General features: G+C 63.8%; 14 protein-coding genes. 9 read left to right on the top strand and 5 right to left on the bottom strand.

All coding sequences use genetic code 11. The annotated features are described in order from the left end of the window. The first annotated feature begins 6 nt into the window (after positions 1–6). Together AC5Y4C_RS03665 and AC5Y4C_RS03660 are read left to right on the top strand one after the other, a co-directional pair. Positions 7–4,368 carry a type I polyketide synthase gene (locus AC5Y4C_RS03665; protein WP_499906334.1) on the top strand — a complete coding sequence of 1,454 codons (4,362 nt, stop codon included), beginning with the start codon at positions 7–9 and terminating at the stop codon, positions 4,366–4,368. A 33-nt stretch (positions 4,369–4,401) separates the two neighbouring features. Next, positions 4,402–5,676 (top strand): phthiocerol/phthiodiolone dimycocerosyl transferase family protein, encoded by a 1,275-nt coding sequence (locus AC5Y4C_RS03660; protein WP_499905715.1) that lies wholly within the window; start codon positions 4,402–4,404, stop codon positions 5,674–5,676. Here AC5Y4C_RS03660 and AC5Y4C_RS03655 read toward each other — a convergent pair. Continuing rightward, the gene (locus tag AC5Y4C_RS03655; protein ID WP_499905719.1) at positions 5,652–6,482 is read right to left on the bottom strand and encodes a class I SAM-dependent methyltransferase; all 831 of its coding nucleotides are present in this window, start codon (positions 6,480–6,482) and stop codon (positions 5,652–5,654) included. The genes AC5Y4C_RS03660 and AC5Y4C_RS03655 overlap by 25 nt on opposite strands. A 77-nt stretch (positions 6,483–6,559) precedes the next feature. On the opposite strand from AC5Y4C_RS03655, the gene AC5Y4C_RS03650 reads away from it, so the two are divergent. Together AC5Y4C_RS03650 and AC5Y4C_RS03645 are read left to right on the top strand one after the other, a co-directional pair. Then, entirely contained in the window at positions 6,560–7,243 is a 684-nt protein-coding gene (locus tag AC5Y4C_RS03650) for a flavodoxin family protein (protein ID WP_499906336.1), read from the top strand. A 30-nt stretch (positions 7,244–7,273) separates the two neighbouring features. Then, a complete protein-coding gene (locus AC5Y4C_RS03645; protein WP_499905723.1) occupies positions 7,274–8,047 on the top strand; it encodes a nitroreductase family protein in 774 nt (257 codons plus the stop codon). Here the strand turns inward: AC5Y4C_RS03645 and AC5Y4C_RS03640 are convergent. Beyond that, on the bottom strand, positions 8,044–8,967 hold the full coding sequence (locus tag AC5Y4C_RS03640) for an SDR family NAD(P)-dependent oxidoreductase (protein WP_499905727.1): 924 nt from the start codon (positions 8,965–8,967) through the stop codon (positions 8,044–8,046). The two genes, AC5Y4C_RS03645 and AC5Y4C_RS03640, sit on opposite strands and share 4 nt — an antisense overlap. Positions 8,968–9,079: 112 nt before the next feature. Here AC5Y4C_RS03640 and AC5Y4C_RS03635 point away from each other — a divergent pair, with 112 nt between their 5' ends. Continuing rightward, positions 9,080–9,865, top strand: coding sequence for an alpha/beta hydrolase (locus tag AC5Y4C_RS03635; RefSeq protein ID WP_499906338.1), 786 nt, complete (start codon positions 9,080–9,082; stop codon positions 9,863–9,865). Here the strand turns inward: AC5Y4C_RS03635 and AC5Y4C_RS03630 are convergent. Continuing rightward, positions 9,860–11,209: a cytochrome P450 gene (locus AC5Y4C_RS03630; protein ID WP_499905730.1), complete on the bottom strand. Its 1,350-nt coding sequence runs from the start codon at positions 11,207–11,209 to the stop codon at positions 9,860–9,862. The two genes, AC5Y4C_RS03635 and AC5Y4C_RS03630, sit on opposite strands and share 6 nt — an antisense overlap. Before the next feature lie 274 nt (positions 11,210–11,483). Here AC5Y4C_RS03630 and AC5Y4C_RS03625 point away from each other — a divergent pair, with 274 nt between their 5' ends. The 3 genes from AC5Y4C_RS03625 to AC5Y4C_RS03615 all read left to right on the top strand — a co-directional run bounded on the left by AC5Y4C_RS03625 (position 11,484) and on the right by AC5Y4C_RS03615 (position 16,343). Continuing rightward, on the top strand, positions 11,484–14,336 hold the full coding sequence (locus AC5Y4C_RS03625; RefSeq protein WP_499905732.1) for an MMPL/RND family transporter: 2,853 nt from the start codon (positions 11,484–11,486) through the stop codon (positions 14,334–14,336). Between the two features lie 273 nt (positions 14,337–14,609). After that, entirely contained in the window at positions 14,610–15,416 is an 807-nt protein-coding gene (gene cmrA, locus AC5Y4C_RS03620; RefSeq protein ID WP_499905734.1) for a mycolate reductase, read from the top strand. A gap of 96 nt (positions 15,417–15,512) precedes the next feature. Beyond that, positions 15,513–16,343, top strand: a complete 831-nt coding sequence (locus tag AC5Y4C_RS03615; protein WP_499905737.1) for an SDR family NAD(P)-dependent oxidoreductase — start codon at positions 15,513–15,515, stop codon at positions 16,341–16,343. A 78-nt stretch (positions 16,344–16,421) separates the two neighbouring features. Here AC5Y4C_RS03615 and AC5Y4C_RS03610 read toward each other — a convergent pair whose 3' ends face one another. Then, the gene (locus AC5Y4C_RS03610) at positions 16,422–17,261 is read right to left on the bottom strand and encodes a phthiotriol/phenolphthiotriol dimycocerosates methyltransferase (protein WP_499905739.1); all 840 of its coding nucleotides are present in this window, start codon (positions 17,259–17,261) and stop codon (positions 16,422–16,424) included. Positions 17,262–17,358: 97 nt separating this feature from the next. Between AC5Y4C_RS03610 and AC5Y4C_RS03605 the strand changes: the two genes are divergently transcribed. Then, positions 17,359–18,852 carry a flavin-containing monooxygenase gene (locus AC5Y4C_RS03605; protein ID WP_499905741.1) on the top strand — a complete coding sequence of 498 codons (1,494 nt, stop codon included), beginning with the start codon at positions 17,359–17,361 and terminating at the stop codon, positions 18,850–18,852. Positions 18,853–18,864: 12 nt separating this feature from the next. Here the strand turns inward: AC5Y4C_RS03605 and AC5Y4C_RS03600 are convergent, their stop codons facing one another. Beyond that, positions 18,865–19,674 (bottom strand): phthiotriol/phenolphthiotriol dimycocerosates methyltransferase, encoded by an 810-nt coding sequence (locus AC5Y4C_RS03600; protein ID WP_499905743.1) that lies wholly within the window; start codon positions 19,672–19,674, stop codon positions 18,865–18,867. Positions 19,675–19,683 lie beyond the last annotated feature (9 nt).

Here is a 19,683-nt window from a genome sequence, read left to right as displayed (position 1 = left end):
GTAGGCATGGCGGCGCGCTTCCCCGGCGCCAACTCTGTCTCGGAGTTCTGGGACAACCTGCGGCGCGGCACCGAATCGATAGTCACGCTCGCCGAGGACGACCTGGTCGTCGCTGGGGTGAGCGAGAAGGCCCTGAGCAACCACGCGTATGTGCGGCGCGCGGCGCTCTTGGACGGCATCGACGAGTTCGACGCGGACTTCTTCGGCTTCACCGCTCAGGCCGCCCGCACGATGGATCCGCAACACCGGCTGTTTTTGCAGTGCGCCTGGCATGCGTTCGAAGACGCCGGCTATGACCCCACGGACCTCGATGCATCCGTCGGCGTGTACGGCACCAGCACCACCAGTGGATACCTGCTGCACAACCTCATGTCACACCGGGACCCGAACGTGATCATCGGCCAGGGAGTCACCTTCGAGATGGTCAACCTGTCGTTGCAGAACGACAAGGACTATCTGGCGACGCGGGTAGCGCATCAGTTCAACCTGCGCGGGCCCGCCCTGTCCGTCCAGACGGCATGCTCGTCGTCTCTGGTAGCACTTCACCTGGCCTGTCAGAGCATCTTGAACGGCGAATGCGACATGGCGTTGGCCGGTGGTGCGTCCCTTCGCATTCCGCACCGCGTCGGCTACTGGTACGAACCGGGATCCATGGTGTCGCCGAGCGGCCATTGCCGCCCGTTCGACGTGCGGTCGGACGGCACGATCTTCAGCAGCGGAGTCGCCGCTGTGGTGCTCAAACCGCTCGAGTCCGCGATCGACCACGGCGACCGAATCCACGCGGTCATTCGGGGATCAGCGGTGAACAACGACGGAGCGACGAAGATGACGTTCGCCGCGCCCAACGCCGCCGGGCAAGCCGACGTCATCGCAGAGGCGCACGCGGTCGCAGACATCGACGCTGCGACCGTGAGCTATGTCGAGACGCACGGAACCGGGACACCGCTGGGCGACCCGATCGAAATCGAAGGCCTGCGACAGGCTTTCGCGGTTTCGACCGCAAGCAGGCAAGGGCCGTGCTTCGTCGGCTCCGTCAAGTCCAACATCGGTCACCTGGAGTCGGCGGCCGGGATGGCCGGGCTGATCAAGGCGATCCTGTGCCTCGAGCACCGAGCGATTCCCGCGACGTTGCACTTCACCAGCCCCAACCCGGAACTGCACCTCGAGCAGGGCCCGTTCGTCGTGCGCGGCGAATACGGTCCGTGGGAGTGGGACGGCATCCGGCGGGCCGGGGTCAGCTCGTTCGGGGTGGGCGGCACCAACGCGCACGTCGTTGTGGAGGAAGCCCCGGACGTCCCGGCGCGCACTCCGCACTCCGGTCCACAGGTGCTGCTGTTGTCGGCCCGGTCCACCGATGCGCTGCAGCAGTCACGCAGCGCCCTGGCCGCGCAGTTGTCCGGCGCGGACCCGGTCGACCTGGCTGATGTGGCCCACACCCTCGCGGGTCGTCGCACGGAAAACGTTCGCCTGGCAGCGGTGGTCACCGACCAGCGCAACGCGGCCACCGTCCTCGGCGAGCCCGAACACGACAACGTCTTCGTCGGCGAGACCCCCAGCGGGACAACGGAATCGCGCCAAACGGTCTTCCTCTTTCCCGGCCAGGGCGCCCAGCACATCGGCATGGCGCGTGGACTCTACGAGTCTGAGCCGGTGTTCGCCGAACATTTCGACGCATGCGCCGCGGGCTTCCGCGAGGAACTGGGCATCGACCTGCGCGCGGAGATCTTCGAGGGTTCCGCACGCAATCTGGAACGAACTGACCGCACCCAGCCCGCGTTGTTCGCCACGGAATACGCTCTGGCGAAGCTGATCGAAACCTACGGCGTTCGCCCGTCAGCGCTCGCAGGACACAGCATCGGCGAGTATGCCGCGGGCGCTGTCGCCGGCGTATTCGACCTTCCCACCGCCCTCAAAGTCGTCTCGATGCGTGCGCGCCTGATGCATGCCGCGCCCCGCGGAGTCATGGTCTCGGTCGCGACAAGCCCCGATGCGATCGCCGAGCACCTGTCGGACGACGTCGACGTGGCCGCGATCAACGACCCCGGCAGTTGCGTCGTCGCCGGCACCGAAGAGAACATCCGGGCGTTCACCGAGCGCCTGGCCGCGGCCGGCATCGCGGCGCGGCGGGTTCGCACCTCGCACGCGTTCCACTCGCGGTTGATGGATTCGATGATCCCGGAATTCCAGGGCTTTTTGTCCCGACTGTCGCTGCACGAGCCACGAATTCCGTTGCTGTCCAACGTGACCGGCACCTGGCTGACTCCCAGTGAGGCGACCAATCCCGCGACGTGGGCGCGGCAGGTGCGTGCGACGGTCCGGTTCGCCGACGAGCTCGACGTGCTGCTGGCCGATCCGCAGCGCGTCGTCGTGGAAGTCGGTCCGGGTGGGACCCTGACCGCGTCGGCGACGCGGCACCCGAGGTGGTCAAGCAGTCACCGCGCCGTTCGATTGATGCGCCATCACGCCCAGAACCGCGACGACCGCGACGCGTTCCTGCTGGCGCTGGGCCAGCTGTGGTCGGCCGGTGTCGACGTCGACTGGACGCCTCTGCGCGGCCCCCACAAACCTCGCCTCGTATCGCTTCCCGGCTATCCGTTCGAACGTCAACGGCATTGGGTGGACCACAACGCTGCGGCGAGATGGGCCGCGGGGGAGGGGGCCGCGTCGACCGCGCCGTCGACGGCCGGATCGAACGGCGCTGCCAATCAGCCGGCGGCAAACGGCAGTTCACCGGTGGAAGCGACCCTGCGGCGCATCTGGGCACAGTGCCTCGGCGTCAGCTCGGTCGACCGCAACGCGAACTTCTTCGAGCTGGGCGGCGACTCGCTGGTGGCGATCAGTGTCGCGATGGCCGCTGCCAACGAAGGCTTGGACATCACGCCGCAGGACCTGTACGACAACCCAACCGTGGTGGCGCTCTCCAAGGCGCTGGTCGCCCGACACGCAGCCGACGGTCTGGCACGCCAGGCGCCGGGTGACGTCGCGCACCCTCCCGTCCCGCCGAACATCGCGCACTTCCTCGAACACGGGATCCGCGAGTCCGGACGGTGGCGCTTCCCGCTCATTCTCGAGATGCGCCAGGATGTGCAGACCGACGACATCCGGTCGGTGCTCACCGCAGTGGTCAACCACCACGATGCGTTGCGTCTGCGCCTCGTTGAGCATGCGGGAACCTGGCAGCAGGTGCTCGGCGAACCGCAGGACGACGCTGAGGTCGATGTCCAGTCATTGCCCGAGAGCGTCGAGGCCGCAACCGAGCAGGCGCGAGAAGTCCTGCTGCACATGGCCAAAAAGCACATCCAAGAACAGGACTTGTCGAGCCCGCCGCTGACCGCCACCCACATCCGTGGCCGCCCGGATGGCCCCAGTTACCTCATGCTCAGTGTGCACGGCGCCGTGGCCGACAACACGTCGCGCGACATGCTACTGACCGATATCTTCACGGCCTTCGGTCAGCGCATGGCCGGCGAAGACATTGTGTTGCAACCGCCTACCGCCCCCTGGCGGGAATGGTCGCAGCGCTGCGCTGCACTGTCCACGCATTCCGCCGTCGTCGAAAGCCGCGACTACTGGCTGCAATCCACCGCGGCAGCGCAGCTGCGTGTCGGTGCCGAGGTGGCCGAGCCGCCGAGCTCGGAAGACCTGGTGCGAATCTGCTCGTCGCTGAGCGTCTCCGAGACCGCCGAGATCGACGACGCGCGGCGCCGGCTTCGGGTGTCGATCGACGACATGGTGCTCGGGGCGCTGAGCCGAGCAGTGGCGAGCGCGCTCGGTGACGGCGTCATCGCCGTGGACCTCGCCGGAGACGGTCGGTCGGTACTGAAGCCCGACATCGACGTGCGCCGGACGGTCGGTTGGTTCAACACCCTTTATCCGGTTGCTCTTGCGTGCGAAGAACAAAGCGTCAGCGCAAAGCAACTGTTCGACGATGTGCGGCAAGTGCGCAATGCCGTGCCGCACTGCGGAATCGGCTACGGACTGCTGCGTTACCTCTACGCGCCGACCGCGCGGGTCCTCGGCGCAATCCATCCCGCCGACATCTTCTACTCGTACATGGGCGCGCTTCCCGACGTAGCGTCCTTGGCGTCCGTCGATACGCCGGTCCGCTTCAGTGGTGACGTGAACATCCCACTGCGCGAAACCCTTCCGGGGCTGGGCCATGCGGTCGAGCTGCGGGCGTATCGGTCGGGTGGTGTGCTGCACGTGGATTGGTGGCACGATGCGCGCCGGGTGCCTTCGGCGCGGGCGCAAGCGATCGCCGGCAACTTCGCTACCGAGCTGATGGCACTGGTGCGCGCTGCGATCGCCGAGGACGAGACGGATGCGGTCAGCGACCAGATGTCGCTCGTGGATCTGTCGTCGAGCTAGGCAGAGAAACTTGATGCCCGAGGGAGTCCGGAAATGTTTCCGTCGTCGGTGATTCGCAAGCTGGCGAACAGCGAGGAGATGCTCGCCGAGACGCACAATTTCGTGGGTCTCGGTGCGCACATGAAGGGACCGGTCGACATCGACGCGATCTCGGCGGCCTACGATGCGCTGCTCGAGGCACATCCCGTGCTCACCGCGCGGATCGAGCGGGCAGCCGACGGGCGCCACCAGATCGTCACCGACGACTTGTTGCCCGCAGGCATCGAGGTTGTCGAACTCCGCGACCCGACAGCCGAGCCACCCTCACCGCACTTCGACCAGAGTGAGTCGCTGGTGCACCTTCGAGTCACGATCCGCGACGGACAAGCGCAGCCGACGCTCTACGTTCACCACAGCCTCGCCGACGGGCATCACATGTACGGCCTCATCGAGGAACTTCTGTCGTACTACACCGAAATGGTGAACACCGGCACCATTCGGCCGGTCACTCCGCAGCCGGCACCGGCGTCGATCGAGACGGTGCTGGCCGAACGGGGCATTGCCAAGCAAAAGCGCTCGGGCGTAGAGCGTTTCATGCCGGCGATGTTCGCCTACGATCTTCCGCCGTCGCGGCGAGCCCCGACGGGCGCGGCACCGGCTTCACCCGTGCGCGTTCCGATGGTGTCGTGTCAGCTGAGCGAACACCACACCGACAGCATCGTGTCGCTGTGCAAGACGAACGGGCTGGGCTTGACCGCGCTGCTCTCGGCGGTGGTTCTGATGGCTGAGTGGCAGCTGCGCGGCACACCCCACATCCCCGTCCCGCTGATCTACACAGTGGATTTACGGTATTTCCTGTCCCCGCCGGTGTCGGCCACCGGATGCACCAACCCCGTGGGATTGGCCACCTACCTCGCCGAGATCGACCGCGGCACAAGCATTCTGAGCCTGGCACGCGACATCGCCGAAACGTTCCGGTCGGATCTCGCGGACGGTGTCATTCAGCAGTCCCGCCTTCATTTCAGTCCCCAATACGTCGGCAACGCCCCTGGCTTGCCCGATGTGGTCTTGCTCTCCGACAACGGTCTCGTGCCGCCGGTACCGACGCCTCCTGAACTGGAAGTCGTCAGTACGCACGGCGAGTTGTTCTTCGCCGTCAGCGCCGGTATCGAGATCTACTTCACGCAAATTTTCGCGGGACGCCTGACGGTGGAATATCACTCGCACGGCCCGGATCCGGACAGATCGATCGGGGCGATACGTGCGTTGCTGACCGCCATCGCCGACCAGCACGCGACCAGCGATCAGCTGACGGGCCCGAAGGCGTAGCGATGGTATTGAAACATTCGCCGCAGCGGCGGAATCGCACGAACCACGCGCCGCGTCCGTCGGAAACCGGCCGGCGTGCGGTCGAAGGTGACGGCATCGAACAGCGTCGTCGCAATCAGCAGGCGCAATTGGGGCACCCTGGTCACTATGTCCGACGGCCCGTTGACGGCCCAGTGCAGCGTCGAACCGGATTGCCGCTGCAGTCGGTGTGTCCGCTGCGAGCGGACGGCGAGCCAGTTGTAGAAGTCGATCTGCACTTCGCCGCACGGGAATCGGTCGACGACTTTCTGCAGCAGCATCACTCCCTCGTCCTGCCTCAGGTACATGCTGATGCCCTCCGCCAACAGCAACACCGGGCGGTCGGCCGGGATTTGATCGAGCCAGGACAGATCCGTTGCGGACGTGGCCAGCAGGTGATAATGCGGCCGTTGCGCAAACATCTTCTCGCGCAACGTGATTACAGCAGGGTAGTCGACGTCGTACCACTGGACTTGCGGGCCGGGGTCAAGACGAAACACGCGGCTGTCCAGACCGCAGCCCAGGTGAACCACGGTGGCGTTCGGTGTCACCGCCAGGAATTGAGACACCCAGAGGTCGAATTGGGCCGCGCGGACGGTCACCAGCGGCGTCCACCGGTCGGCGACGCCGAGTTGATTCCAGTCGTAGTCGATCCGGCCGACCGTCTCCTTCGCGAGTCGATCGCCCAGGACGGGTCTGTCGAAATCAGCGTCCAACGCCTTGCAGTACAGAGTGGTCAGCATGGTCTGGGCGGGGCCGCTGAGGTCGACGGAGACTTTGCCGGTCACGGGCTGAGCCTAATGGGGAAGTCGCCGCGGGGGCCACGGTTGCACAACACATCTGACAGGGAGGCCTGATGACCGAGATGACAAGTCAGGGCGGCCAGAGGCGGCCTCGTGTCTTGCTGTTGTACTACACGTTCACCGGACAGTCGCTGCGGGTGCTCGAGGCCGCGGCAGAAGTGTTCCGGGAGAGAGGTTGCGAGGTTCGGCACGCCAAGATCGAATTCACGGATCGACGTTACGCCGAACGGTTCTCACGCTTTCCGATGCGCCGAGTGTGGCCGGATATGCTCAGCGTGTTACCGGCCCAACGACGGGGCGACACCGGAGACATCCGTATCCCGGAGTCGGTGCGCGACGGCGAGTACGACTTGATCTGCATCGGATCGCCGACTTGGTGGCAGACCGTGAGCATGCCGATGCGATCCTTCCTGATGTCAGACGAAGCATGGAACCTTCTCGCAGGCAAGCCGTTTGCCGTGTTCGTCGTTTGTCGGCGGTACTGGCAGAAGAATCTCGCCGCCGTGCGCGAACTCGCTGAGCAGCAGGGCGGTCGGTACGTCGACGAGATCCACTTCACGTATCCCGGAGACGATCTCCGATCCATGCTGTCGCTGACGAGCTATCTAGGATCGGGTGAATACCGGGACCGTTACCTGGGTGTGCGCATCCCGCCCACCAATGTCCAGCCGCAGCAGCTCGAGCAGACGCGACGCTTCACGGCCGCTCTCGCCGATCGCGTGTTCGGTGAGGTGCGGGCGCGATGAATCGTTGACGCTCAGGAATTCTGGTTCACCATGTCTCGTTCGTTCGGCGCGCTCGGACCCGGATCGTCCGACGGATCGACTGAGCCGCCCACAGCGCAAGCGCTTGCCGGCCTGGACATGTCGTTGCTCGATGCGATGATGACGCAGCGGGCGGTTCGGCGGGTGTTGCCCGACCCGGTCGATGACACCTTGGTGTTGAAGTGCATCGAGTTGGCGTTGCGTGCCCCGACCGGTGCAGACGGGCAGAACTGGGAGTTCGTCGTCGTGAAGGATCGGCGAGTCAAAGAACAGCTTGCGAAACGCTACCGCCAAGGCTGGAAAGTCCAATGGCAGGCATTGATTCGCCCGATCGCGGCCCGCGACGAGTCGATGGCCAAGATCGCGCGGGCGGTGCAATGGCAAGTCGACCACTTCCCCGAAATCCCGGTTCTGGTCGTGGCCTGCCTGCGGCTCGGTGCCCGGCAAGGGCGGCTGCCAGTGGTGCGGATGCCCCATGCCGCCGAATCGGCGTACTGGGGATCGATATATCCCAGCGTGCAGAACCTGCTGCTGGCCGCACGGGCGATGGGCTTGGGAGCATCACTGATCACGCTGCCGCTGTGGAGCAGAACGTCGGCGCGCAGAATCCTCGACTTGCCGTCCGACGTCACACCCTGCTGCATCGTGCCGCTCGGTTGGCCACGCGGAAGGTACGGACCGACGACCCGCAAGCCGGTAGAGGAGGTGACGCATCTGGATGCGTACGGCAATCGCATTTGGCTGGAAGGGACTGAAAGACAGCCGTTTTCGGGCCGAATGCGCTAACCGCGCATTCCCATCATCACCACGCGCTCCCACATCCGGTCACTCAACAATGATCGGGCCAGCACCGATCCCTTGCCGGACGCGCCGACGATATAGCGCGGCTTGGGGTTTTTGGCCGCCACCACCCGCATCACTTCGCGGGCCACGGTATCGGCGCTCACCATGACGCCCGGCATCTCGGTCAGCGCCCGGGTGGCCTTGTCGTAACGGCGCTTGAAATCGGCGTACGGGTCGTCATCGGTATACGAGCGTGGCTCTTCCAGCTGAGCTTCGACGAATCGGGTGCGAACCCCGGTCGGATCGATCAGCACGACGCGCACTCCGAAGGGCGCCACCTCGGCGCGAAGAGCCAGCGAAAGAGCCTCGACGCCGTACTTACTGATGTGATAGGCGCCCGCACCCGGGGTGGTGAACCGCCCGCCGGTGCTGCCGATGTTGACGATCGTGCCCGAGCCCTTGGCGCGCATACCGGGCAACACAGCCTGTGAAAGCGCAAGAGGCGCAACGACATGCGTTTCGAACTGGCGCCGCACTTCGCTCAGGGGTACCTGTTCGAGCGGGCTGGGCAAGGGGAATCCGGCACTGTTGACGAGGACATCCACCGCCGCGTGATCGCTGTGGATTTCGTCGATCAGCCGGACCACCGCGGCTTCGTCGGTCACGTCGACAGCACGTGCCTGCAGGCCGCGTGCGCGCAATGCATCGAGAGCAACCGGGTTGCGGCCGACGGCGAAGACGGCGAAGCCTTTCCCGTGCAGCCGGTAGGCGGTCGCCTCTCCGATGCCGCTTGTTGCGCCGGTCACCAGAGCGGTCGGTTGAGCTGTCATCGGATCGTGGGTCCTCACGGCAGTCGTAATCCGGCAGGTCCGAATCAGCGTGCACGGCCAGCGTAACGGCTGTGACCCGATGGCCGCCGGCAAAACCGACTCTGCCGGTGTCCTTCCCGCGCATAATTGTTCGCGGATACCCGCAAGGGCGACCTATCACCGGGAGGCATGCCACGTGCGCAGTTCGCGAAAAGCCGTGTGCCACATGCTCGAGGTGATCGACCGCGGCGATGTCAGCCGATCCCATCCTGTCCCGCTGCTATTCGTCCACGGCGCCTGGCATGCTGCGTGGTGCTGGGACGAGCACTTCCTGGGATTTTTCGCCGACAGAGGCTACCGAGCTCTGGCGCTCAGCTTCCGCGGTCACGGCAACAGCGCCACCGACAAACCGCTTCGCGCCTGTTCGGTTGCCGACTACGTCGAAGACGTCAAGTCGGTGGCCGAGACGCTGCCCACGGCCCCGGTGATGATCGGTCACTCCATGGGCGGACTGATCGTGCAGAAGTACTTGCAATCGCATGCTGCGCCGGCAGCGGTGCTGATGACCTCGATGCCTCCGCAGGGAAATCTCGGGTCGGCCCTTCGATGGATTCGTAAGCACCCCTTGCACTTCACCAAGATGGCGCTGACCGGCAAGGCATTGCCGTACATCAGCACCCCGCAGCTCGCGCGGGAGCGGTTCTTCTCGCCGCACACCCCAGAGGCAGACGTACGGCGCTATGCCTCACGGCTGCAAGAGGACAGCTCGCGCATCGGGATCGACTGCCTGGTGCTCAGCTTGCCGCGTCCGCAGCGTGTCACGACTCCGGTTCTGGTCCTCGGAGCCGACGAGGACGGCGCACACACGAGGAAGGAAGTTCTTGCGACTGCGCGCGCATACCGGACACGCGCCGAGTTCTTTCCCGGCATGGGGCACAACATGATGCTGGAGCCTGGCTGGGTTGCTGTCGCCGAACGCATCCACACCTGGCTCAGTGCGCGCGGGCTATGACGCCGGCCGTGCCGGCCCGTTCGGCGAGTGCACCCGTGCGCTGCGCACCAACTCCAGCGGCAGGGTGGCCAACCCGCGCATCGTCGGGTTATCGAGGTAGCGGTAATCGCCGGCGATCCGGATGGCATCGACTCGTGGTAGCAGTTGCGTCAAGACCCGGCTGACTTCCATGCGGGTCAGATGCGTGCCCAGGCAGTAATGGATGCCGCCGCCGAAGGCGAGATGGTCGGTCGGATTGCGTTGCAGATCAAAGGTATTGGGGTCGGTGAAGTGGCGCGGATCGCGGTTCGCGGCGGCAAACAGCAGCAAGACCCGTGCGCCGGCCGGTATGGTGTTGGCTCCAACGGTGTAGTCGCGGGTAGCGGTTCGGTAGAACCCTTGAACGGGCGAGACGAATCGCAGTTGCTCCTCGATTGCGGCGGGGATGAGTTCGGGATGCGCGCGAAGCGCGGCGTACACGTCCGGCCGCTGTGCGAGGGTCAGGAACAGGCCCGACAGCAGGTTCGTCGTCGTCTCGCTGCCTGCGCCGATCAGCATCGAGGCGCTCCAGAACACCTCGTCGTCGGTCAACACATCGTCGCCTTCGGCGCCGGTCATCATCGAGATCAGGTCGTCACCGGGATGGCGGCGGCGCTGCTTGATCATGCGGTCGAGCTCTCGGCGCATCGCCGCCGTGGCACGGGCTGAGCGCGCACTGAGGGCCACCCCGTGTGCGGTGAGCGGCACGAATGAACCCTCGACTATCGCATCGGACCACGCGAGGAACCGGCTGTGATCTTGGCGCGGTATTCCCAACATCATGGCAATCAGACGGTTCGGCAGCGGTTTCGCCAGATCGGTGACCACGTCGGTGTTTTCGCGGGCGATCATGCCGTCGACCAGTTCGTCGGCGACCTCGTTGATGGCCGCCTGCCACGCCGTCATCGCCCGCGGGGTGAACGCCCGGGACACGAACTTGCGAAGCCGAGTGTGATCCGGTGGATCCGTTGCGTTCATGGTCTGCAGGTGCACGCGATAGCGTGCTTGACTCTCGGCCGAGGACAGCGCGTCGTGGTCGCGCAGTGCGGCTCGCACGTCGTCGTATCCGGCGACGATGTAGATTCCGCGCTTGCGGTTGTACCAGACGTTCGGCACGTCGGGCCCGCTCAGCAGTGCTTGGTATCCGGGGTAGGGATCGCGCATCGTCTGCGCCGAAAGCGGGTCGAAGTCTGTGAGCGGAGCAGTTTTCCGGCCGGTCAACGTGGAGCCGTAAGCGACGGCTTTGTCCCGCGCCACCCCGGTCAGACCGTCCACCCCGATCTTCATCAGGCTGACGTGGAATCGGAGCGCCTGAGCAAATGCCATGGGGACGAACTCCTTCGTGACGATTCGCGGAATTTATCGCGCATTACGGCAGATGCCATAACCCCGTATCACCTAGAGTGGCAGAGATGTTCGCGATGCGGAACTGGTCTGAGCAAATGCAGGCCGCCGAGGTGCGGCGGCACGCAAAGCGGCACTGTCACCGGGTGCTTGACGCCGGCGGCGCCGCCCGTCTCGGGGCAGGTCCACGGCACTTTGCGGATTGAGACGCATTGATGAACTCGGGCGCGTTCGATCACGGCGTTGTCGGAAGCTCATGAGTAGCCGCCGGACGACCACTGAACGCAACGAGCGGCCATTCGCAGCGGCTGCGATCCGCAAGCTCGCGCCACTGATCATCCTCGGGTGGTTGGCGATCACCGCCGTCTTGAATGTCTTCGTTCCCTCGCTCGAACACGTCGCCAAGGAGCGGGCGGTATCGCTGAGTGCCAAGGACGCGCCGTCGTTACAGGCGATGACGCGCATCGGCGAGGTGTTCAAGGACTCCAATACCGACAGCGTCGCAATGGTCGTCTTGGAGGGACAGCAACCGCTCGGCGAGGATGCCCACAACTACTACGACGAGCTGATTCGTCAGTTGCGTGCCGACACGACTCACGTGCAGCACATTCAGGACTTCTGGGGTGACCCGCTCACGGCGCCGGCCGCGCAGAGTGACGACGGTAAGGCAGCCTACGTTCAACTGAATCTTGCTGGTAACCAAGGCGAGACGCTGGCGAACCAGTCCGTGCAGGCTGTCCGTGACATCGTGCAGAGAACACCCGCACCACCCGGAGTGAAGGCGTACGTCACAGGGCCGACACCTCTTTCGGCGGATTTGATCGACGCGGGCGATCGGGCGGTCGTCAAGACCACGGTGGCCACCGTCGTGGTCATCTTCGTCATGCTGTTGCTCGTCTACCGGTCGGTCACGACAGTGGCGATCTTGTTGGCCACAGTGGGAGTCGGCCTAGCGGCAGTGCGCGGTTTCGTCGCTTTCCTGGCGAACGCCGGGCTCATCGGCATCTCGACTTTCGCGATCAGCATCCTCGTCGCCCTCGCGATCGCGGCCGGTACCGACTACGGGATATTCCTGCTGGGGCGCTATCGCGAGGCGCGCCAGGCCGGTGAGGACAGGGAGACGGCTTACTACACCGCTTATCGCGGGGTCGCTCACGTGATCCTGGCATCCGGCGTGACGATCGCCGGCGCCACGTACTGTCTCAGCTTCACCAGACTGCCCATCTTCCAAACGATGGGTGCCGCTTGCGCGGTGTCCATGCTCGTCGCGGTTGCGGTAGCTCTGACTCTGATTCCGGCTGTCCTTAGTGTCGCCAGTCGGTTTCGGCTACTCGACCCCAAACGCGCAACCTCGGTTCGAGGCTGGCGCAGAGTGGGCACAGCGGTCGTTCGCTGGCCGGGCCCCATCTTCGTCGCTTCGTTCGTGATAGCCGTGATCGGGCTTCTGGCGCTGCCCGGCTACAAAGTGAGCTACAACGACCGGCCGTACATGCCGTCGAACACTCCCGCCAACATCGGGTGGTCGGCTGCCGAGCGCCATTTTTCGCAGGCCCGAATGCGGCCGGAAGTGTTGATGGTCGAATCCAACCAAGACATGCGCAATTCGGCCGACTTTCTGGTGCTCAACAAGGTGGCCAGAGCCGTTCTCGGGGTCGAAGGCGTTGCGATGGTGCAGGGAGTGACCCGGCCCGAGGGAACGCCGATCACACATACGTCCATACCGTTTCTGTTGAGCCTGCAGAGCGCCGGTCAGCAGGAGAACATGCCCTTCATCAAAAATCGGCTGGCGGACATGCGGACTCAGGCCGATGACCTGACGGCAACCGTCGCGACGTTGGAGCGCACCTACGCATTGACGCAGCAGCTTGCCGACGCCACCCATCACTCAGTGGGTGTGACGAAACAAATGATCGACATCACCAAGGAAATGCGCGACCGGCTTGCCGACTTCGACGATTTCTTCAGGCCGATCCGTAACTATTTCTACTGGGAACCGCACTGTTTCGACATCCCCATCTGCTGGGCGCTCAGGTCGGCATACGACGCGTCGGACGGCCTGGACAGAATAAGCGACAAGCTCGATGCGCTCGCGCCGGATCTCGACACCATCGACGCGGTCATACCGCAATTGATGGCCCAGTTGCCCCCGCAGATCGAGACCGTCAAGAGCGTCCAGACGATGCTGCTCACCACCGTCAGCACCATGTCCGGCATCATCGAGCAGATCGAAGAAGTCGGTACCGACACGATCGCCATGGGCCGCGATTTCGATGCCGCCCAAAATGACGACTCGTTCTACCTGCCCCGTTCTGCCTTCCAGAACCCGGAATTTCAGCGTGTCATGAAGCTGTTCATGTCACCGGACGGCAAGGCGGCGCGGTTCATCATCACTCATGACGGCGATCCGGCGACGCCTGAGGGAATCGCGCGCGTCGACGCAATCAAGAAAGCCGCCCGGGAAGCACTCAAGGGCACGCCGTTGGCGAACTCGAAGATCTATCTCTCCGGGAACGCAGCAGTTCTCAAAGACTTGCAAGAAGGATCGAAGTACGATCTGCTGATCGCCGGCGTGGCCTCGCTCTGCATCATCTTCGTCATCATGCTGATCATCACGCGAAGTCTTGTCGCCGCGATCGTGATTGTGGGCACGGTGGTGTTGTCGTTGGGTGCTTCCTTCGGCTTATCCGTCTTGGTATGGCAGTACATTCTGGGCGTCGAATTGCACTGGATGGTGCTGCTGATGTCGGTGATAATCCTGTTGGCCGTGGGTTCTGACTACAACTTGCTCGTCGTCGCTCGCTTCAAAGCCGAAATAGGCGCCGGGCTCAAGACCGGCATCATTCGGGCGATGGGCGGCACCGGCAAAGTCGTGACGGCCGCGGGTTTGGTATTCGCCTTCACCATGGCGGCCCTGGTGGTCAGCGACATGCGGGCCGTCGGACAGGTCGGTACCACCATCGGCTTGGGTCTGCTGTTCGACACCCTCGTCGTGCGCTCGTTTCTGATGCCCTCCACCGCAGCCCTGCTCGGCCGCTGGTTCTGGTGGCCGATGAATGTCAGCTCGCTGCTACCATCCCGCGTGCGGGCGAGGTCGGCCCGGGTTTCTTGACCTGGCGTGGGTGGCGATCGGGTCGCCTGCAAGTTCAAGCTCGTTCGACAGCTCTGAAAAACACTGTGCGGCAACGCCAATCGAGATCGGCGCACACCGGCCGGACGACATGCGAGGCGCTGTTGGGCAGGAATCCATGCACTCCGGCGCCATGGAAAGGTTTGCGGCGCCGGGCTCTTCAATCGCAACGACGGTCGCTTACATGCACTCTCGCGCTGGGGTCGCCTTTGCCGAACAGCCGACGAGCCCACCGAAGGGCGGTAGGATTCACTCGTGCCGCTACCTGCCCCTGGTCCCGATGCGCGTGCGGTGATCACCGGTGCTTCGCAAGGTATCGGTGAAGCGCTAGCCGTCGAATTGGCGGCCCGAGGCCACAATCTGATCGTCACTGCGCGTCGCGAAAGTGTGCTGAATGCCCTTGCTGCGCGGCTAGCCGACCAATATGGGGTAACCGTCGAGGCGCGCGCCGGAGATCTCACCGACCCTGCTCAACGGGCCGACTTGTGCACTGAATTAGCTGCGCGACACATTTCGGTGCTGTGTGCCAACGCCGGCATCGCAACGGTGGGTCCCGTCGCCACGCTTGATCCAGCCGTCGAGCGGGCCCAGGTCCAACTGAATGTCGTTGCGGTGCATGACCTCACACTGGCCGTTCTGCCCGGAATGCTCGAGCGAAAGGCCGGCGGAATCCTGATCGTCGGGTCGACCGCCGGCAATGCCCCGATACCCCACAACGCGACCTACGCCTCCACCAAAGCGTTCCTCAACACCTTCAGTGAGTCGCTGCGCGGAGAACTGCTCGGCTCAGGCGTGCACGTGACGCTGTCGGCTCCAGGTGCAGTGCGGACGGGACTGTCGGAGTATGTCGAGCCGTCACTGGTCGAAAAGTTGGTGCCCAATCTGCTGTGGACCTCGGCGGAGTACACCGCCAAGGCGTCGCTGGATGGATTGGAGCGCAACAAGATGCGCGTCGTCCCCGGTCTCCCCTCCAAGGTGATCTCGACAGTCAACCTGTACGCACCACGAGCTGTCGTCGCGCCGGTGGCCGGCAGGATCTACCGGAAACTCGGCGGCGGCTAGGCGACACCGGACTCCTGCCTGAAGTCTCCTCGTCTCGGACCGCCTCAGCCCGTGAGCCGACTACGCTCGGCACAGCTAGCTGACGGGAGTGCGCGCATGCAGGGGTTCGCTGGGAAAGTCGCCGCGATCACGGGCGCCGGATCAGGCATCGGTCAGGCGCTCGCGCTCGAATTGGCGCGGTCGGGGGCCAAGCTGGCCATCAGCGACATCGACAGAGAAGGGTTGTCGCGCTCTGAAGAACAGCTGCGGGGCATCGGTGCCGAAGTCAAGGCTGACCAGCTCGACGTCTCCGACAGGGCGGCGTTCATTGCGTATGCCGAGGAAGTCAACGACCACTTCGGCAGGGTCAACCAGATCTACAACAACGCCGGCATCTCGTTCTACGGAGACATCGAGATCAGCCAGTTCGAGGAGATCGAGCGCGTCATGAACATCAACTTCTGGGGGGTGGTGAACGGCACCAAGGCCTTTCTGCCGTATCTCATCGCTTCCGGCGACGGTCACGTGGTCAACGTCTCGAGTGCGTTCGGGTTGTTCGCGGTGCCGGGCACCGCCGCCTACGACTCCGCGAAGTTTGCCGTCCGCGGTTTCACGGAGGCCCTGGCACAAGAGATGGCGCTGGCCGGACACCCGGTGCACGTGACGACAGTCTTTCCCGGCGGGGTGAATACCGCGTTCGTGCGCAATATGACAGTGGCGAAGGAATTGGGCGACGTCGACTTGAGAGACGCGTTCAACAAGCGCATGTGGTCCACGTCCCCGGACAGAGCCGCCAGAGTCATTCTCACTGGCGTCCGCAAGAACCGTCTCCGAGTCCTGATCGGGCCGGACATGAAAGTCATCGATCTGTTGCTGCGGCTGACCGGGCCGGCCTATCAGCGGGTAGTTCCGGCGGTCATGGGAAGGTTCATGCCGGCGATTCGCTGAATCGCCACCCGCAGCAGGTCGCACGGTAACGCGACATCGCCAGAATGTGCGATTCGGTCGACCGAGATTCGTGTTTGCTCAGTCCTTCGCGAAACAATACATGCGATACGTGATTTCGCCCCGGGCGAGGTCCCGATGAAACAGAGAACCGTCGACAACGGCGAATTCGCGCCCGAAGCGGCGCGCAAAGGCCGGCAAATGGCGATTGATCACTTCCATCGAACGCTGGGAATTCTTGTTCAGTCCCCGCAGCACTTCTTCGTTGATGATCCTCATAGAGACCAGCCGCATCGGTAATGCGGCGAGTGCGGCCTCCCATTCCGGAATTCCGTCGCGGTTGCGGAAGTCGGCATAAAGGAAATGGCCGCCAGGCCGGAGCACGCGTGCGACTTCGCTGAGGAAACGCTCGAAGTCCGGATAGATGTGCGAGGCTTCGACATTGAGCACCGCGTCGAAGGACTGGTCTGGGAAGGGCAGATCCTGGGCGTCGCCCTGTACGAACTCCAGGCCCGGCAGCTTGTGCCTCTCTCGGCAGAACGCGATGCCGGCCGAGTTGAAATCGAGTCCGGTGTAGCTGGCCGGATGCAGCGTGCGGACCAGGTATGACGCCCCGCCACCATGGCCGCAACTGACTTCCAGCACGTCCTTGCCACCGATGTCGACCTGCGTGGCGGTCTGGTGATACAGCTGGATGCTGCACCGATTCGGCTCGTCGGACTCGTCGAGAGGCAGACCCATGGGCGGGTCCTCCTCGTAGCCCCAATTGAGAAACACGACGTCCTCGTCTTGGCTGAGCCGCCGGGTCATCAGGGGGTACCAGTATTTGAAGATCCTTTTGTACAAGCGAGTGGACCCGATGCGGTAAATCAGCTTCACGCTGATGTTGTCCAAGGTCTCCGATGAGGCTGTGCGAGTCATGCGGGCAAGTATGGCAGGCCGCGCGCCTCGCGTCCTCGGCAACGAGAAATACTTTGCTGTTGGTCCGCTCGAGCTTGTTCTCCACTATTGTCTCGATATGGGCGTGCAGCACTTCGACGCAATCATCGTGGGTGCCGGATTCGGCGGTATCGGCGCCGCGATTCAACTCAATCGGCTGGGTTATTACGACATCCTGATCGTCGACCGCGAGGACGATCTGGGCGGAACGTGGCACGTCAACCACTACCCAGGACTTGCCGTCGACCAGCCGTCTCCGACATTTTCGTACTGGTTCGAACCGAACCCGTTCTGGTCACGCCTTTACGCGCCCGGTGCGGAACTCAAACGCTACGCCGAGCATGTTGCTGACAAGTACAACGTGCGCCGCTTCATGCGTTTCAATACCACCGTCGAAGGCGCGCGGTGGGACGAGGACGCTCACGTCTGGCGGGTGGCGATCGCCGGCGGCGAGACGTTGACCGCCCAGTTCCTCATTGCCGCTACCGGTTTTCTCTGTCAGCCGCGAACACCCGATATCACCGGCATCGACAGTTTCGCTGGGCGCATCATTCACACCGCCGCCTGGGACGACAGCTATCCACTGGACGGTCGCCGTGCAGCTGTGATCGGCACGGGTTCCACTGGCGTACAGGTGATTCCAGAGCTGGCCAAGAAGGTGTCGGAGCTCACCGTGTATCAGCGGACGCCGATCTGGGTGTTGCCGAAGGTCGACATTCCCTTTCCGCCTGCGGTGCAACGGCTTTTTGCCCGGGCGCCGCTCACCCAGCGCGTCGTTCGATGGTTCACCGATACCACCCTCGAGTTCTCGATGGTGGTCACGATGTGGAAATATCGCTACTTCAAGCTCTTCAACAAGGCGATCGCCGCACTCTCGGCGGCCTACCGACTGATGTGGGTGCGCAACCGCGAACTGTCCCGCAAACTCAACCCGGATTTCGATTTCGGTTGCAAACGGCCGACGATCTCCAACTCCTTCTATCGTGCGTTCGCCAGGCCGAACGTGTCGCTGGAGACCAGTGGGATCGCTCGCATCGAACCCGACGGCATCGTCGCGTGCGACGGGACCAAACGGTACGTCGACACGTTGGTGCTTGCTACCGGATTCGACGTCTGGGAAGCGAATCTGCCCGCGATCGAGGTAATCGGCCGGGAAGGAAGAAACCTCGGAAAGTGGTGGCGGGAAACGAAATTCCAAGCTTACCAGGGGATATCGATTCCCTACTTCCCGAACTTCTTGACCATGGCGAGCCCGTACTCCTGGGTCGGGTTGTCGTGGTTCAACACCGTCGAGTACCAGATGCGCCACATGGCAAGGCTTTTCAGTGAGGTTCAACGGCGTGGCGCTCGCACGTTCGAGGTCACCGAGCAGGCCAACGCCCGGTTCCTCGACCGGATGACAGAGTTGCTGCAAGACTCGGCTTTCGCCCTGGGCAACTGCGCAACGTCTCGTTCGTACTGGTTTAGAAACCACACGGGCACAGGGGAAGCACCGCTGTTCCGGCCCACATCGGTGCGCAGCGCCGTCAAGGAACAGGACCGGTTCCCGTTGTCGGACTACGTCATCGCGTGACGACGATCAGGTTCAATCTTTGGTGAAGCAGTACATCCGGTACTCGATCTTGCCGGTTTCGATGTCGCGGTAGAGCCCGGTGCCCGGCACGCCGGCGAATCGGCGCCCGAAGGGCCTCAGCGGAGCAGGCAGCAGCCGGCCCACCAAGTCGATCGATCGCGCAGAGTTCTGCTCCAGTCCGCGTAGCACTTCCCGATTGATGACCCGCTTGTCGAGTTGGCGCATCGTCGTGTCGGCCAGCGCCGCGTCCCAGCCGGGAAACTCGCTGCTGCCTCGGAAGTCGGCGTAGAGGAAGTGTCCTTTCGGCCGGAGCACTCTCACCACTTCAGCGAGGAACCGGGAAAGGTTGGGATAGGCGTGCGAGGCTTCGATGTTGATCACCGCATCGAAGGATTCGTCGTCGAAGGGTAGCTTCTCGGCGTCACCGTGCACGAAACTCAGTTGGGGCACATGGTGTCGCCTGCGACAGAACGCGATGCCATCCGGATTGAAGTCGAGTCCCGTGTATGCGGCCGGATGCAACGTTCGCGCCAGGTACGAAGCTCCGCCGCCGTGGCCGCAACTGACTTCCAGCACCTCTTTGCCGCCCAAGTCGACCTGCGTCGCGACCCGATGATAGAGCTGGATGCCGAACCGGTTGCGCTCGTCGGATTCGTCGAGCGGTAGCTGCATCGGCGGATCCTCTTCATACCCGTAATTGAGGCAGGTGAGATCTTCCGCGTCGAGTCGGCGGGTCAACGAGGGATACCAGTAGTTGTTCATGAATGCCTTGAACAACTTGACTCCGGCGTCGGAGATCTTCTCGGTGGGAGCGATTGCCATGCCAGGACC

Source organism: Mycobacterium sp. NGS35 (assembly GCF_059812855.1).
Note: the sequence above shows the minus strand (reverse complement) of the source record. Positions and strands in the feature narration are given on the sequence as shown.